This window comes from Geoalkalibacter ferrihydriticus DSM 17813 (assembly GCF_000820505.1).
GTDB lineage: Bacteria > Desulfobacterota > Desulfuromonadia > Desulfuromonadales > Geoalkalibacteraceae > Geoalkalibacter > Geoalkalibacter ferrihydriticus.
The window spans coordinates 493646-508163 of the sequence record NZ_JWJD01000001.1 but is presented as its reverse complement, the minus strand read 5'-3'; the positions used below and the strand labels follow the sequence as shown (position 1 = coordinate 508163).

Sequence of the window (14518 nt, the reverse complement as noted above, 5' to 3'; positions counted from 1 at the left end):
TCCTCTTAAAGTTTCCAGTTGGGGCGGCCGGGCGAGGAGAGCCATACCTCGCCTTTGTGCACGGTGATGGTGACGGTGCGACTGAAGTTGCCGCCGACATCTTCGGCTACGGCCCCCAGGCCGTGAGCCCAGAGGATTTTTTTGGCGGCGAGCAGATTGCGCTTGCCGATATTGAACGTGTCGTTGGGATCCATGACCTTGGCGCCTCCGGCGAGCTTGACGATAAATCCGCGTCCCGACGGATCGCAGCCGTGGCGAGCCATCTCGCGCAGCAGAGCCGGAATTCCCGAGTCGGCGAAATAGCCTGGGCGTTCCTGGGCCTTGGCCGGATTGATGCGCGCCTCGGGCAGGGCGCAGTGCACCATGCCGGCGGTGCGGGTCTTGGGATCGAGCATGATTACGGCCACGCACGAACCCAAAGCGAAGGTCTTGACCAGGTCGTCGGGATTCTTGGTGGCGCCCAAATCGCCGATGCCCAGAATCAGAGTACTCATGCGCGTCTCTCACTCAGCAGGCGCAGCAGCGCCGGCGCGATATCGTCGATTGGTAGGAGTTTTTCGGCGCCACCACGCTCATAGGCGACCTTGGGCATGCCGAACACCACGCAGCTCGCCTCGTCCTGGGCAATGCAGCGTGCCCCCGCCTGGCGCATGGCCGCCATGCCGTCCGCGCCGTCTGCGCCCATGCCGGTGAGCATCGCCGCCACGGCGTTGGCACCCACATGCTTGGCCACCGAATGCATCATCACATCCACGGAGGGGCAATGGCCGCTGACCTTTTCTCCCAGCTCGCAGGTCACTTGATAAAAGCCTCCGGAACGGATGACCCGCATCTGCTTTTCTCCCGGGGCGACCAGAATCCGGCCCGGCATGACCCGGTCGCCGCTGCTTGCCTCCTTGACTTCCATGGGACAGAGCTGGTTGAGGCGCTCGGCGAACATTTTGGTGAAACCGGCCGGCATGTGCTGCACGATTACCACGCCGGGACTGGTGGCGGGAAACCGGGTGATGACCTTCTTGATCGCCTCGGTGCCGCCGGTAGACGCGCCGATGGCGATGACCTTGTCCGTCGATTCGGCCAGGGCTGCGGTTGTCGCCAGGGGCGGGCGCGGCGGGGGTGCGGCGGCGAGGCGCTGCGCCTTCCAGTGGGAAACGTTGGCGGTGGAGGCAATTTTCACCTTGACGCGCAGTTCCAGCATCATCGCCTGTAGGCCGCGCGCGACATCGGCGGTCGGCTTGGCGACGAAATCCACCGCGCCCGCTTCGAGGGCGTCGATGGTGATCTGCTTGCCCTTTTGCGTCAAAGAGCTGACCATAACCACCGGCATGGGATGCTGCGGCATGAGGCGACGCAGGAACTCCACCCCGTCCATGCGCGGCATTTCCACATCGAGCGTCAGGACGTCGGGTTGCAGCTGAATGATCTTGTCGCGCGCCTGGTAGGGGTCGGCGGCAGAGCCCACCACCTCGATGGCGGGGTCGGCATTGAGCCCCTGGGTGAGGATCTGGCGCACCAGCGCCGAATCGTCCACCACCAGCACACGGACCTTGTTCAAAACCATGATCAGGCTCCCTTCTGAAATACCGCGGGCATCACGTAGCGATAAAGGGAATGATTGCGGCCCAGGGTTTCCGAGTGGCCGATGAACAGATAGCCACCGGGTACGGTGAGTTGGTGAAACTTGCCGACCAGTTCCTCGCGGGTCGGCTGGTCGAAATAAATCATGACATTGCGGCAGAAAATGATGTCAAAGGGCTTCTTAAAGGGAAATTGCCGGTTCATCAGGTTGAAGCGGCGAAAGGTCACCTCTTTGCGCACACTTTCGATCACCTGGCTGCTGCCGTCGGGCAGACGGCGAAAATACTTGCGTTGCAGGGTTTCGGGCAGCTGCATGACCCGTTCCTGGGCATAGATGCCCTGGTCGGCAATGCTCAGCACCCGCTCGGAAATATCCGTGGCCAGGATGCCCGCGTCCCAGCGCCCGTAATCGCCGCCGAAATATTCGAGCATGAGCATCTGCAGGGTATAGGCCTCTTCGCCCGACGAGCAGCCCGCGCACCAAATGCGCAGATCGCGGCTGTTGCGGCGCTTGAGGTTTTCCGTCACCGCCGGAAGGGCGACCTGCTGAAAGTAATCGAAGTGCGCCTTCTCCCGGTTGAAATAGGTGTGGTTGGTGGAGATGCGGTTGATCAGCTCCGAGAGGGCGCTCTCGTTCTTGCCATCGGTCAAATACTCGTAATAGGCGCGGAAGGATTGAAAACCCGTACTGCGCAGCAGCTTCTGCAAACGGCCCACCACCAGGGATTTTTTCTGGTCGGTGAGATTGATGCCGAAGCGGCTCTTGATGAGGCGCCGCAGCAGCTCGAACTCTTCGTCGCTGATGGACATGAGGCCGCTGTTTCCACCCTCGGCCGAGGATGCTGATTTGAGGCTTTGTTCCGTCATGATGGGTTCAGTTGCCCGCCAGGCTTGCGCCCTGGCTGATTTCCATGAGGCTGCCGATATCGAGAATCAAGCAGACTTCGCCGTTGCCCATGATGGTGCAGCCCGAAACCGCGCCCACCGAACCGATGTAATCGGAGAGTCCCTTGATCACCGTCTGCTGCTGACCGAGAATCTCATCGACGAGTAGACAGATGCTGGCGTCCTGGTTCTCCAGCACGATGAGAATGCCGTCTTCGACCTGGCGTGAATCGGGTTCCTTGCGCAGGATGTCGTGCAGACGCACCACCGGCAGAAAGCGTTCGCGTACGCGCACCAGGTGATCGCCGTCGGGGGTGATCGTCAGGGCGTCGGCCGGGGGACGGAAGGCTTCGCGGATCGCCAGGGTCGGGACGATGGCCTTGGTTTGCCCGACGCGCACCAGCATGCCGTCGATGATCGCCAATGTCAGGGGAATGCGCAGGGTGATCCGGGTCCCCTGGCCCTTGCGGCTGTGCACATCCACGCGTCCCTTGATCTTGTCGAGATTCTGACGCACCACATCCATGCCCACGCCGCGGCCGGAGATATCGGTAATTTTCTCCGCCGTGGAAAAGCCCGGCGCAAAGATCAGGTTGTAGATCGCCTTGTCCGACATGTCCGAGCCATCGCCTTCCACCAGACCCTTGCTGATGGCTTTGGCCAGGAGTTTGTCGCGATCCAGGCCGCGACCGTCGTCCTCGATGGTGATCCACACCTCGCCCTCTTCGTGACAGGCCGAAAGTTTGACCACGCCTTTTTCCGGCTTGCCCGCCTGGAGCCGCTCGGCGGGCGGTTCGACCCCGTGGTCACAGGAATTGCGCAGAATGTGGACGAGGGGGTCGGTGATGGTTTCGATGACGGTCTTGTCCATCTCGGTTTCTTCGCCGGAGAGACGTAGTTCGACTTTTTTTCCCGCCTTCAGCGAGATGTCGTGGACCAGGCGGATCATGCGCCGGAACAGGCCGGAGACGGGAATCATGCGAATGATCATGGCTGTTTCTTGCAGCTCGCGCACCAATTTGCTCATGTGCTGGCCGGCTTTGGAAAAATTTTCCAGCTCCAGGCCGTCGAGGTCGGGATTGCGCACCAGCATGTTCTCGGCAATGACGATCTCGCCAATGAGATTGATCAGGTTGTCGAGCTTTTCCAGATCGACCCGGATATCCTGACGCTTGAGGGGCGCCGCACTTGCGGCGGGCGCGGACTTGCCTTCAGCCGCCTTGGCTTTGGGCGCGGCGACGGGGGTCACCGCAGGTTTGGTCTTGGGCGCGACCGGTCTGGGTTCTGCCGGCGTGACGGATGGTTGTTCGGCAATCGGTTGCGGCTCGGGCACGGACGGTTGGACGGCGCGTTCCTGTTCCTCCGCAACCGGCTTTTCGGCAACCTGGGGTTCCGGATTTGCCTCCTCCAGCGTTTCGGCGAGTTGCTCCAGGTAGGCATTGAGGTTGTCGATGCGCCCGCCGCCGCCGCGGGAGAGATCGGCGAGGGCTTCGCGCAGGACATCAATGAGGCCCAGCATGATCTCGCCGGGCCGCAGGCCATAGTCCTGCCCCGACTTGACAGCGTCGAGCACTGTTTCCATCTGATGGGAGAGCCGCTCCATGTCGGCCACGCCAAAAAAACCGCAGTTGCCTTTAAAGCTGTGCACGCTGCGAAACAGATTGGCGATGATAGCAGGGTTTTCGCCGATCTCTTCCCATTTGAGCAGATCCTGCTCGGCGTTTTGCAGCAGCTCATCGCCCTCCTGTACGAATTTTTCGAGCATATCGGCGGAAATTGCCAGCTCGAACGGCGGCTCTTCCGCCGGGGCCGTTTCTGCCGCCTCAGGGGCGGCCGCCTCGTCGGTTGTGGCCAAAGCGGTCTGCGCCAGATTCCGTGCCTGCTCGATGGCCTGATCGAGGCGTGCGGCCATATCTTCGGCCGCTGCGCGCATGCCTTGGTCGCTGAAATGCTCTTCCACCAGATCCAGAGCTTCCTTGGCAAAATCGCAACTGGCGCACAGCAGCATCACATGCTCGGGTTGCATGCGGATGCCGCCGTTGCGGATCAGGTCGAGCAGATTTTCCGCGGTGTGGGCGACGCGGGTGATGTCATCGAATTCGAGAAAGCCGGCGCTACCCTTCATGGAATGAAACAGGCGAAAGATGGCGTTCATGGTTTTTCCGTCGCCGTTGATCGACTGAAATACCCGGCAGTTGAGGCAGTCCTGTTTGGATTCGGTGAAAATGCAACTGCCGTTGCCATCAGCAATATGGCCCATCTCCAGCCAGCAGGGAAAATCGCGTTGCCGGCCGTGACGGGCACAGTCCGTTGCGCTGCAGTTGAGGGTTTCCCAGCATTGCACGTCATGCACGCTTTGTCCGAGCTCGATAATGGTCGGCTCGAGCTGTTCGATCATGTCGCGGCTTTCCTGCACGAACTCCTGGATGATTTCAATCTGGTCGTCGCTCACCATGGGTTTCCTGTCCCTTTGTTTCTTGCAGACGCTCGCTTGAGAGTGGTGCGAGCTGATTGACATGGGCGGGCGGAGCCCGGATGTTGTAGTAGATTATATAATTGGATTGTAATTAGCAATACCTAATTTCCAAAAATCGTACGGGTTCCCCGCAGAGGGATAGCAGAAACCGCGCCAAAAATTGACCAGGGCCGGCATTAATATTTGGCTGTTCCGGGCTGCGTAGGTCTTATGGGGCCTGGGCGCATTGTGCATTGGCCAGGGATCGGCAGCGGCGCCGTCAAAATGCCGACAATGACGACTGGCACGAATTTCGCTTTTATGGGTTTTTGCGGAGGTGCGAAGGTTGGAGAAATTAAACTTTTTACGAATACCCCTGATTTTCTTTTGCGCTTGGCTGCTGGTGGCGACTTCCGCCGCGGCACAACCTGCGGGCCCCCTGGTCCTGGGCATGGCCAAGCAAGAGACGCCTGGCGCGGTGCGCATCTCTCTGGAGGTTTCGGCGCGAGTGGCTCCCCAGGTCGCGGTATCTGGTCAGAGAGTTGACCTGACTTTGGGGGACACCGCCCTGGGCGCCAATGTCCAGAATCTGCCTGAGGACGCCGGTTTGGTCCGGGTGATGTTCATCAATCGCCGTGGTGATCTGGTGGTTTCCTTTCTGTTCCGGCGTCCACCGACGCGCGCCGAAGCCGCATACGACCGCGCGCGTAATCAAGTTGTTTTGGACGTGTTCTGGAACGAGGAGGGCGACGGGCGGCGACCGGCCATCATGTCGCACCTCGGCGGCGCGTTGGTGGTGCAACCCGACGGCGCCTCCAGCATGCGTCAGCGCCAATCCGTCTATGCCGGTGATTGGCGGCGTTTTTTTGCCGAATATGAAACGCTGCTGCGTTTCGAGTTGCAACCCACCTTTTCCCTGCCCGCGCTGCCGCCCTTGCAGCCCCTGGCGGAAAACGCCGCGGGAGAAATCACCAGGGTTCTCAACGCGGCCCTGGATCTTGGCCACGGCGGCGACTGGCGGGGGGCACTGGAAATGTTGCGCGAAGTGCCCGCGGCCTCCTTGCAGGGCGCTGCACGCGAACAGTTCACTCTTTTGTCGAGCGAGGCTCTGGCGCGTAGCGGCGCGGCGAACGAGGCGCGCGGCCGCCTGCAGAGTTTTGTCGAAACTTTCCCCGGCGCGGATCTTGAGCCCCGGGCGCGCTATCTTTGCGCCTACGCCCAGGCGACTACGGGTGATCCTTATGGTGCCCTGTTCCATCTCAGCCAGGCGCGCGCGATTCTTGCCGAGGGGCATCCCTTGCTGTCCCAGGTGAGTTTGCTGGAGGCGGAGATTGTACTCGGCATGGGCCGCGACACCCAGGTGCTGGCGCTGCTTGAGGAGGTCGCGCTGGCGGGCGGCGCCGATGACCTGCGGCAGCTGGCCCGCGCCGGCGCTCTCAGCGGGATGGGTCGACATGCCGAGGCGGTGAGGCTGTTTGGCGAGTTGGAAGAGCGCTACGGCCAATTGCGGAATGCTTTTGCCGTGGAGCGCCTGGCGCGCGCCCTCTATGGGCTGGGTCGCTTCGCCGAGGCGGCCGAGGCTTACGCCCGCCTCGCGGTGCTGTGCGCCGGCACCAGCGAAGAGGGGCCGGCCTATTTTGCTCAGGCTCAGGCGGCCTGGCGTGCCGGCGACAATCGCGCCGCGCGGATTCTGCTTGATCGCGTGCTGGTCGCATTTCCCGACAGCAGGGGCGGTCCCCGTGCGACTCTCAAGCTCATCGACCTGGCCGTGCTCAACGGCGAAGACAAGGCCCTGGTCTGGGCCATTATGGATTACGCGCGCATGGCCGAAGAGGCAGGCGAGCGTCCGTTGCGCGAAGAGGCGGCGTTCAAGCAGGCGCTCGCGCTGCATCTGAGTCATGACAATGTGGGCAGCATAGCGCTGCTTGAGCGATTCATCCGCAACTATTTCAGCGGCCGTCTGCGTCCCCAGGCCGAAGCCCTGCTGGGAGATCTGTTACCGCTGGTGATCGATGAGCTCATCGACCGGCAAGAGCATCTGCAGGCGCTGGTATTGGTCGAGAGGCACCGCGAAATCCTTTTGGATCAGCGCATCAACTGGGAGTTTCTGGAACGCCTCGCCAGCGCTTTTCGCGACATGGAGTTGCTCGGGCGCGCCGCGCGGGTCTATCTGTTCATGCTCGACAACAACCGCGAACCCGGCCGTGAAGAGTCTCTCTATCTGCCCTTGCTGGGTCTGTTGTTGCAGCGCGAGCAGTATGAATTGGTCGGCGAGTACGCCCGCCGTTATGCGCGCGACTATCCGCGCGGGCGTGATCGTGTCGAGGTGCTTCTGGTCAAGGCGCGCGCGCTGCAGGCAAGCGGCCGCGACGAAGAGGCCGCCGCTCTGCTGACGGCGCCTGACCGCCCCGCGGGGCGCGCGCTTGACCTTCTCGGTGGGCGGATCTGCTTTAAGCTTGGACGATACGCGGATGCCGTCGTTTGCCTGCAGCGCTTCGCTGAAGATTTGGCGATTGCGCCCACGCCCGAGGAGCTTCTGCTGCTGGCGGAATCCCTGTATCGGGCTGAGCTTCTGCCCGAGGCACTGGAGTTGTTCGAGTCCCTGCGCACCCGGGCGGAGGTTGCCGACCAGGCTGCTTATCGCAGCGCCCAGATCTATCTGCACCAGGGCCGGCGGGCCCTTGCCCTTAAGGTTTTGCGCGAACTGGTCGATGAGGGGAGCAGTGATCTGTGGCGCAAATTGGGTCAAGAGAAGATAGCTGTTTTGGCTTTGTGAGCCCGTTTCTGTCAAAAGACTGACATTGCGCGACGGGCGCCCGAGCCGGATGTCAACAGAAGGAGAGTAAATCATGTCCACCCTGGGAATTTTCGACCAGACCAGTCAGTTGCTGCACAAGGTTCTGGATTTGCGGCAGCAGAATCAGCAGGTCATCGCCAGCAACATCGCCAATGCCCACACCCCGAGCTACAGCGCGGCGCGTTTTGAGTTCGCCGACGAACTCGGTGCCGCCGTCGGTCGGCGTGACGGCAGGATGTCGGCGACCCATGCGCAGCATTTTCCCCTGTCCGGAGGCAATCTTGAGCAGGTGTCCGGACGCGTGTTGCGCACTCCGGATCGCTCGGGTGTGGGCGATGCAAACAACGTCAGCGTCGATCAGGAGATGCTCAGCATGGCCGAAAATCAGCTGCTCTACGAAGCTGCGGCGCAGATGTTGAGCAAGAAGCTGGGATTGCTTAAATATGTGGCCCAGGACGGGCGCTAGGAGGTCGGCGGCATGGATCTTTTCAATAGTTTGAGAATCAGTTCGTCGGCGTTACAGGCCCAGCGCATGCGTCTGGACACCATCAGCTCCAATCTGGCCAACATGGAGACGACCCGCACGCCGGAAGGTGGTCCTTATCAAAAGAAAAGTGTGGTTTTTCGCCCGGTGGGCACGTCTTTTGAAGAACGTCTAGATCGAAGCCTGCGTGGCGCGGTGCAAGGTGTTCGGGTGGATCGCATTCTGGCCGACACCAGTGAGCCGAAAATGGTTTACGATCCGGCGCACCCCGATGCCGAGGACAGCGGCTACGTGGCCATGCCCAACATCAATCTGATGGATGAAATGGTGGACATGAAATCGGCCAGCCGCGCCTACGAAGCCAATGTCACCGTGGTCAAAGCATCTAAGCGCATGGCGCTAAAAGCCCTGGAAATAGGAAGGTAAATCATCATGAAAGACATTACCCTGAATACCCATCTGCAGGGTCTGGGAACACCGCCCGCCCAGCCGGTCAACGCTAAGGGCACGGGGTTTGGTGAAATCCTTGCGGACACCATCACCAAGGTCAACAATGCACAGGTCAATGCCGATCGCCAGGTGGAGCAACTGCACACCGGTCAGGCCAAGAATCTGCACGAAGTCATGATCGCCATGGAAGAAGCCGATATTTCCCTGCGCCTCATGGTGCAGATGCGCAACAAGGTCAGCGAGGCCTACCACGAAGTCATGCGCATGCAGGTTTAGGGTCTATAGCGATTTCGCAAGCAATGTGATTCAACATCCTGCAATGAGGTTCCGGGCCGATGGCCGAAAACGCTAAGAAATTGCCGCCGAAAAATTTGTTCGAGCTCATCATGCAATGGCCCCTCAAGCGCAAGCTGAGCTTTGCCGGGGTGGGCATTGTCAGCGTGGTGTTGTTCGGACTCATTATTCTGTCCGCGCGCGGCGGCGACTATCGCCTGCTCTACAATAATCTTGATGCGACGGATGCCGCCGCGGTGGTGGCCTGGCTCAAGGAAAACCGCGTGCCTTATCGGCTGCAGAACGAGGGGCGCTCCATCTATCTGCCGGTGGCCCAGGTCTACGAAGCGCGTTTGGAGTTGGCCGGTGCCGGGATTCCCCAGGGCGGCGGCATCGGTTTTGAGCTCTTCGACAAACAAAGTTTCGGCATGACCGACTTTGCGCAGAAAGTCAATTATCAGCGGGCCCTGCAGGGTGAGCTGGCGCGCACCATCGCCAATCTCTCCCTGGTCGAGGGCGCGCGGGTGCATCTGGCTTTACCGGAAAAGCGCCTGTTTCGCGAGCAGCAGCAAGTCGCCACCGCCTCGGTCATCCTCAAACTGGTGCCCGGGCGCAGTCCCAATGAGGGCCAGGTGCAGGGCATCGTGCATCTGGTGGCGAGCAGCATCGAGGGCCTTGATCCGCAACAGGTCACGGTCATTGACTCCACCGGGCGGGTGCTGTCGAAAAAACCCGGTGACGGCATCGACGGGCCCATGACTCCGGGCATGCTTGATTATCAGCAACGCGTTGAACGGACTCTTGAAGAGCGCGCCCAGTCGCTTATGGATCGGGCCCTGGGAATCGGCAATTCTCTGGTGCGCATCACCGCGCAGCTGGACTTTTCCCAGGTTGAACGGACCGAGGAGATTTTCGACCCCAACCGCACTGCGGTGCGCAGTGAACAGGTCATGGAAGAACGCTCGGGCCAGCAGGACGCCGGCGGCGTGCCCGGGGTGGAAGCCAATCTGGAAGGACCGGCCATGGGTCTGGGTGGGGCAATTCCGTCCAGCCGCAACGAGGAAACCACCAATTTTGAAATCAGCAAATCCATCAGCCGTACTGTCGGCTCCGTCGGCGGACTCAAAAATCTCTCGGTGGCGGTGCTGGTCGGCGACCGGCCGGCGCCCCCGGGCAGCGATGGCCCGGCCTTCGTGCCGCGCAACGACAACGAACTGAGATCCATCGAGAACATGGTGGCCGGCGCCCTGGGCCTGGACCGCAACCGCGGCGATCAGATTCAGATCGTCTCCATGCCTTTTGAAAACGGCATAGCCGATTTTTCCGGCGTGGAATCCAGCCCCCTGGATACCTTCTGGCAGTTCTGGCCGCTGATCAAATACGCGCTGCTGGCCGTGGCCGCGGCCCTGGTCTATTTCATTCTGCTGCGGCCCCTGGTGCGAACCATCAAGAGCGAAGCCAAGGCCGTCGAGCATTACAAGACGGTGGAAGAACTTGAGTCGGAGATGAGCCAGACCGGTATGCTCCCCGGTCCTAAGGATCCCCTGGCGCAGATTCGCAACGATGTGCTAGGCGGCAGGGCGACACCGGCTCAGGTGATCAAGACCTGGCTCAAAGAAAGCTGAGGACTGAGGCAAGGGCATGCAATATTCCAAACTCTCCGGTGTGGAAAAAGCGGCAATCCTGCTGCTGTGTCTCGGCGAGGAGGCCTCCTCGGCCATCTTTGCCGAGCTCGATGACCTCGAAGTGCGCATGATCAGCCGTTGCATGATGACCATCGATCATGTTCCCTCGGATATCGCGCGCGACGTGCTCAACGAATGTAAGCAGGTTCAGAACAAAAGTATCGGCTTATTTGTCAACGGCAACGACTTCATGCGGCGCGCCATTGCCAGTTCCGGCGATGACGAGCGCGCCGAGAGCCTGCTTGAGCAGATGGCCAGCGGCACCGAGGGTCGTCCCCTGGAAACCATTTCCATGATGCAGCCGCGCATGGTTGCAAGCCTTCTCGAAAGCGAACACCCCCAGACCATCGCGCTGATTCTCTCGACGCAGAAATCCGAACATGCGAGCAAAGTCGTCTCCTTTCTGCCTGAAGAACTGCAGGCCGATGTCATGTACCGCGTGGCCAAGATCGACCGGGTGTCGCCGGAGGTCATCGCGCAGATCGAGGATGCCTTGCAGCGCGAGATCGGGGTGGTGGTGAGCAAGGAGCAGAAGCAGGTCGGCGGCATCGACAAAGTGGTGGAGATTCTCGGGCGACTCGACAAGGGCGGGGATCGCGCGATTCTTGCCGCCCTGGAAGTCACCGATCCGGAGATGGCCGAAACCATCCGGCGCAAAATGTTCACGTTCGACGACCTGGTCAAGCTCGACAACCGCTCGCTGCAGATGGTGCTGCGCGAGATCAACAACGATACTCTGACCCTGGCCCTCAAATCGGCTTCCGAGGACGTCAAGGAAAAGATCTTCAGCAACATCTCCCAGCGTGCCGCGGAGATGATCGAGGAAGATCTCGAAGCCATGGGACCGGTGCGGGTCTCGGAAGTCGAGGCCATGCAGCAGACCATTTTGCAGGTCGCCCTCAAGCTCGAGGAAGAAGGCCAGTTGGTGATTCCGGGCCGCGGCGGGGAGGATGCTCTTGTCTAGAGTCTTTCGCGTCAGCGAACCCGCGGGTCTCAAAACCCTGCGCTTTCTTGATTTCGATGAACAGAGCGAAGGTCAGGGGGGGCTCGGGGTGTTCGTCGAAGACGAGCCTGCCGCCCGCGCTCTGGTGGTCGACACGCCGGGCTCCGGCGCGCCGGGTGCAGCCATAACCCGTGAGCAGCTTGAAGAGGCGCGCAGCGCGGGGTACCGCCAGGCCCTTGATGAAGGCGCCGCCGCCCTGGTGAGCGCGGCCGACGCCTTGAGCCAGGCCCTCAACGAGGTCACCCGCCTGCGCGCGAGCTTACTTAAAAACAGCACCGAGGACATGGTGCAGCTGGTAATGGCGATTTCCGAGCAGGTCATCGGCGCGGAGGTCGCCACGCGACCCGAGTTCGTCTTTGATACCCTGAAAAGCGCCCTGCAGAATGCCCTCAAGGCCGACGAGTACGAGGTGCGGGTGCATCCCGATGATCTGGCGCAGGTTGTTGAACACAAACCGCTGTTTCTGGCGGCGGTGAGCGGCCTTCGCGAATTGCGTTTCGGCGCCGACGCAAAGATCTCGCGCGGCGGCTGCATCGTTGAATCGCGCCTCGGTCAGGTCGATGCAACCATCGACAGTCGTCTCGACGAAATCCGCAGTCGCTTGCAAGAGCATCTCGGAGCGCGCTGATGGAAGCATTGCTCGATAGCATTCGCGCCGTGCCGGCCCTGCGGGTCCTCGGCAAGGTGACGCGCATCGTCGGCCTGATTGTCGAGGGATCCTGCCCGCAGGCCTCGGTGGGCACTCTCTGTGAAATCCAACCCCTTGACGGCGGCCCCGGCGTACCCGCCGAGGTGGTGGGTTTTCGCGACTCCCAGGCGCTGCTCATGCCCTTGGGCGAACTGCGCGGCCTGGGGCCCGGCAGTCTGATCCGCGTGCGCCGCTCCAGCGCGACGCTGGCGGTTCATGAGGGACTGCTGGGGCGGGTCATCGGCGCCATGGGCGAGCCTCTCGACGGGGGCCCGGCCCTGACGGGGGGGAGCGAAATGCCTCTTTATTCCCTGCCGCCCGGACCCATGGAGCGAAAGAAAATAGAGCAACCTCTGGATCTGGGAGTGCGCTCCATCAATGCTCTGCTGACCAGCGGCCTGGGGCAGCGCATGGGCATCATGGCCGGGTCGGGCGTTGGTAAAAGCGTGCTGCTCGGCATGATGGCCAAGCATGCCCGCGCCGACGTCAATGTGATCGCCCTCATCGGCGAGCGTGGTCGCGAGGTCATGGAATTCATGGAACGCGATCTGGGGCCCGAGGGTCTGGCGCGCTCGGTGGTGGTGGTCGCCACCTCCGATCAATCGCCGCTGCTGCGCATGCGCGGCGCCTTTGTCGCCACCACCGTGGCCGAATATTTCTGCGGCCAGGGCGCCGAGGTGCTGCTGATGATGGACTCGGTGACGCGTTTTGCCATGGCCATGCGCGAAGTCGGCCTGGCCGTCGGCGAACCGCCTACCACCAAAGGCTACACCCCTTCGGTCTTCGCCACCCTGCCCAAACTTCTCGAGCGCGCCGGCTCCTTTCGTGGCCGCGGCAGCATCACCGGTCTTTATACCGTGTTGGTCGAAGGCGACGACATGAACGAGCCCATCGCTGATTCGGTGCGCTCCATTCTCGACGGCCACATTGTGCTCTCGCGCGCGCTGGCGGCGAAAAATCACTATCCCTGCATTGATATCCTGGCCTCGGCCAGCCGCGTCATGCGCGACATCATCTCCGCCGATCACCTCAAATACGCCGGGCAGGTGCGCGAAATTCTCGCCACCTATAAAGAGGCGGAGGATCTGGTCAACATCGGTGCCTACGCCAAGGGAAGCAACGCCAAGATCGACTACGCCCTGACCCGCATCGATGCGGTGATCGAATTTCTGCGCCAGAGCATGGACGAAAAGGTCGACCTGGAGACCACCCTGGCCGAAATGGAGGCTTTGGTGCTCGACCGCCGCAAAGAGCTGCGCTGAAAACCCACCGCGTGTTTGAACAGCCTGGAGGCTGATCTATGAAAAACTCGTTCAAACTGCAACCCGTACTCAACTATCGGCAAATTCTCGAAGATCAGGCGAAACAAGACCTTGCGCGCAGCCTGCAACAGGAGGCCGACCTTTTGCTCAAGCTCACCCGCGAAGAGCAGGAACTGGGCGACCTTTATCGTGAATTGGAGGAGCGCCAGCGCGCCGGCATCCGCTGCGAGCACCTGTTGTTGTTCCAGAACCGCATTAGTCACAAGGTGGAGACTCTTGCGCAACTGGTCGAAGACATGGAGCGTCTGCAGCAGCAGATCCTGCGCAAGCGCCGCCACCTCACCGAAGCTGGCCGCGACAAAAAGCTTCTGGAAAAGCTCAAGGAGAAAAAACGCCTGGAATTCGAGGAGGAAAGCAAACGCCGAGAAGCTATTGTGCTCGATGAGATCGCGGTTCAGTTTCACAGGAGATAAGACCATGAACCCTTTGCTGATACTGTCGATTTTGATGTGCGGCCTGCTGATGCTGACGCCAGCGAGCGGTCAGGCCGGCTCGGTGGAGGAGCGCCGCATCCTTACGGAACTGCAGGAGCAGCGCCGCGCCCTGCAAGAAAGAGACAAGAAGCTCGATCAGCGCGAAATCGAGCTAAAGACTCTGCAGGCCGAAGTCGATAAGAAACTCGATGAGCTGCGGCAGTGGCGCGAGGAACTGGCCGGCATGCTCGCGCAGAAGGACGCCGCGGAAATCGCCAAAGCCCAAGAGCTGAGCAAAATGTACGAACGTATGGACCCCGCCAGCGCCGCGCGCATCATTACCACCCTCGACAAGGATCTGGCCGTGGCCATCCTGGAGGGCATGCGCGCCAAATCCGCCGGGCGCATTCTGGCGACAATGGACTACGAAGTCGCCTCGCAACTGACAATTTCCTATTCCTCGCTGGAGCAATAAGGGCTTCGGC

At 61.1% G+C, this 14518-nt stretch carries 14 protein-coding genes; 10 read left to right on the top strand and 4 right to left on the bottom strand.

Translation table 11 applies throughout. From position 1 onward, the window contains the following. Positions 1–5: 5 nt before the first annotated feature. The 4 genes from GFER_RS02510 to GFER_RS02495 are packed head-to-tail and all read right to left on the bottom strand — an operon-like array spanning position 6 to position 4918. Positions 6–494, bottom strand: a complete 489-nt coding sequence (locus GFER_RS02510) for a chemotaxis protein CheD (RefSeq protein ID WP_040095745.1) — start codon at positions 492–494, stop codon at positions 6–8. Beyond that, entirely contained in the window at positions 491–1561 is a 1071-nt protein-coding gene (locus tag GFER_RS02505) for a protein-glutamate methylesterase/protein-glutamine glutaminase (protein ID WP_040095742.1), read from the bottom strand. Before GFER_RS02505 ends, GFER_RS02510 begins: the two co-directional genes overlap by 4 nt. Positions 1562–1563: 2 nt before the next feature. Then, entirely contained in the window at positions 1564–2445 is an 882-nt protein-coding gene (locus GFER_RS02500) for a CheR family methyltransferase (protein ID WP_052445882.1), read from the bottom strand. Between the two features lie 7 nt (positions 2446–2452). Then, positions 2453–4918, bottom strand: coding sequence for a chemotaxis protein CheA (locus GFER_RS02495; RefSeq protein ID WP_040095736.1), 2466 nt, complete (start codon positions 4916–4918; stop codon positions 2453–2455). A 346-nt stretch (positions 4919–5264) separates the two neighbouring features. Between GFER_RS02495 and GFER_RS02490 the strand changes: the two genes are divergently transcribed. From GFER_RS02490 to GFER_RS02445, 10 genes are all read left to right on the top strand, one after another. Then, positions 5265–7694 carry a tetratricopeptide repeat protein gene (locus GFER_RS02490; RefSeq protein ID WP_040095735.1) on the top strand — a complete coding sequence of 810 codons (2430 nt, stop codon included), beginning with the start codon at positions 5265–5267 and terminating at the stop codon, positions 7692–7694. 73 nt (positions 7695–7767) lie between these two features. Next, a complete protein-coding gene (gene flgB / locus GFER_RS02485) occupies positions 7768–8181 on the top strand; it encodes a flagellar basal body rod protein FlgB (protein ID WP_040095733.1) in 414 nt (137 codons plus the stop codon). A gap of 12 nt (positions 8182–8193) precedes the next feature. Further along, positions 8194–8625: a flagellar basal body rod protein FlgC gene (gene flgC, locus GFER_RS02480; RefSeq protein ID WP_040095730.1), complete on the top strand. Its 432-nt coding sequence runs from the start codon at positions 8194–8196 to the stop codon at positions 8623–8625. Between the two features lie 6 nt (positions 8626–8631). Next, positions 8632–8925, top strand: coding sequence for a flagellar hook-basal body complex protein FliE (gene fliE / locus GFER_RS02475; protein ID WP_040095728.1), 294 nt, complete (start codon positions 8632–8634; stop codon positions 8923–8925). Between the two features lie 59 nt (positions 8926–8984). Beyond that, a complete protein-coding gene (fliF, locus tag GFER_RS02470) occupies positions 8985–10547 on the top strand; it encodes a flagellar basal-body MS-ring/collar protein FliF (RefSeq protein ID WP_040095726.1) in 1563 nt (520 codons plus the stop codon). Positions 10548–10563: 16 nt separating this feature from the next. After that, positions 10564–11571 carry a flagellar motor switch protein FliG gene (gene fliG / locus GFER_RS02465; protein ID WP_040095724.1) on the top strand — a complete coding sequence of 336 codons (1008 nt, stop codon included), beginning with the start codon at positions 10564–10566 and terminating at the stop codon, positions 11569–11571. Next, a complete protein-coding gene (locus tag GFER_RS02460; protein WP_040095721.1) occupies positions 11564–12238 on the top strand; it encodes a FliH/SctL family protein in 675 nt (224 codons plus the stop codon). The genes fliG and GFER_RS02460 overlap by 8 nt, the downstream gene beginning before the upstream one ends. Further along, the gene (locus GFER_RS02455) at positions 12238–13560 is read left to right on the top strand and encodes a FliI/YscN family ATPase (RefSeq protein WP_040095719.1); all 1323 of its coding nucleotides are present in this window, start codon (positions 12238–12240) and stop codon (positions 13558–13560) included. The genes GFER_RS02460 and GFER_RS02455 overlap by 1 nt, the downstream gene beginning before the upstream one ends. 38 nt (positions 13561–13598) lie before the next feature. Next, entirely contained in the window at positions 13599–14033 is a 435-nt protein-coding gene (gene fliJ / locus GFER_RS02450; RefSeq protein WP_040095717.1) for a flagellar export protein FliJ, read from the top strand. A 4-nt stretch (positions 14034–14037) separates the two neighbouring features. Then, complete coding sequence (locus tag GFER_RS02445) at positions 14038–14508, top strand: MotE family protein (RefSeq protein WP_040095715.1); 471 nt, start codon at positions 14038–14040, stop codon at positions 14506–14508. Positions 14509–14518: the final 10 nt, after the last annotated feature.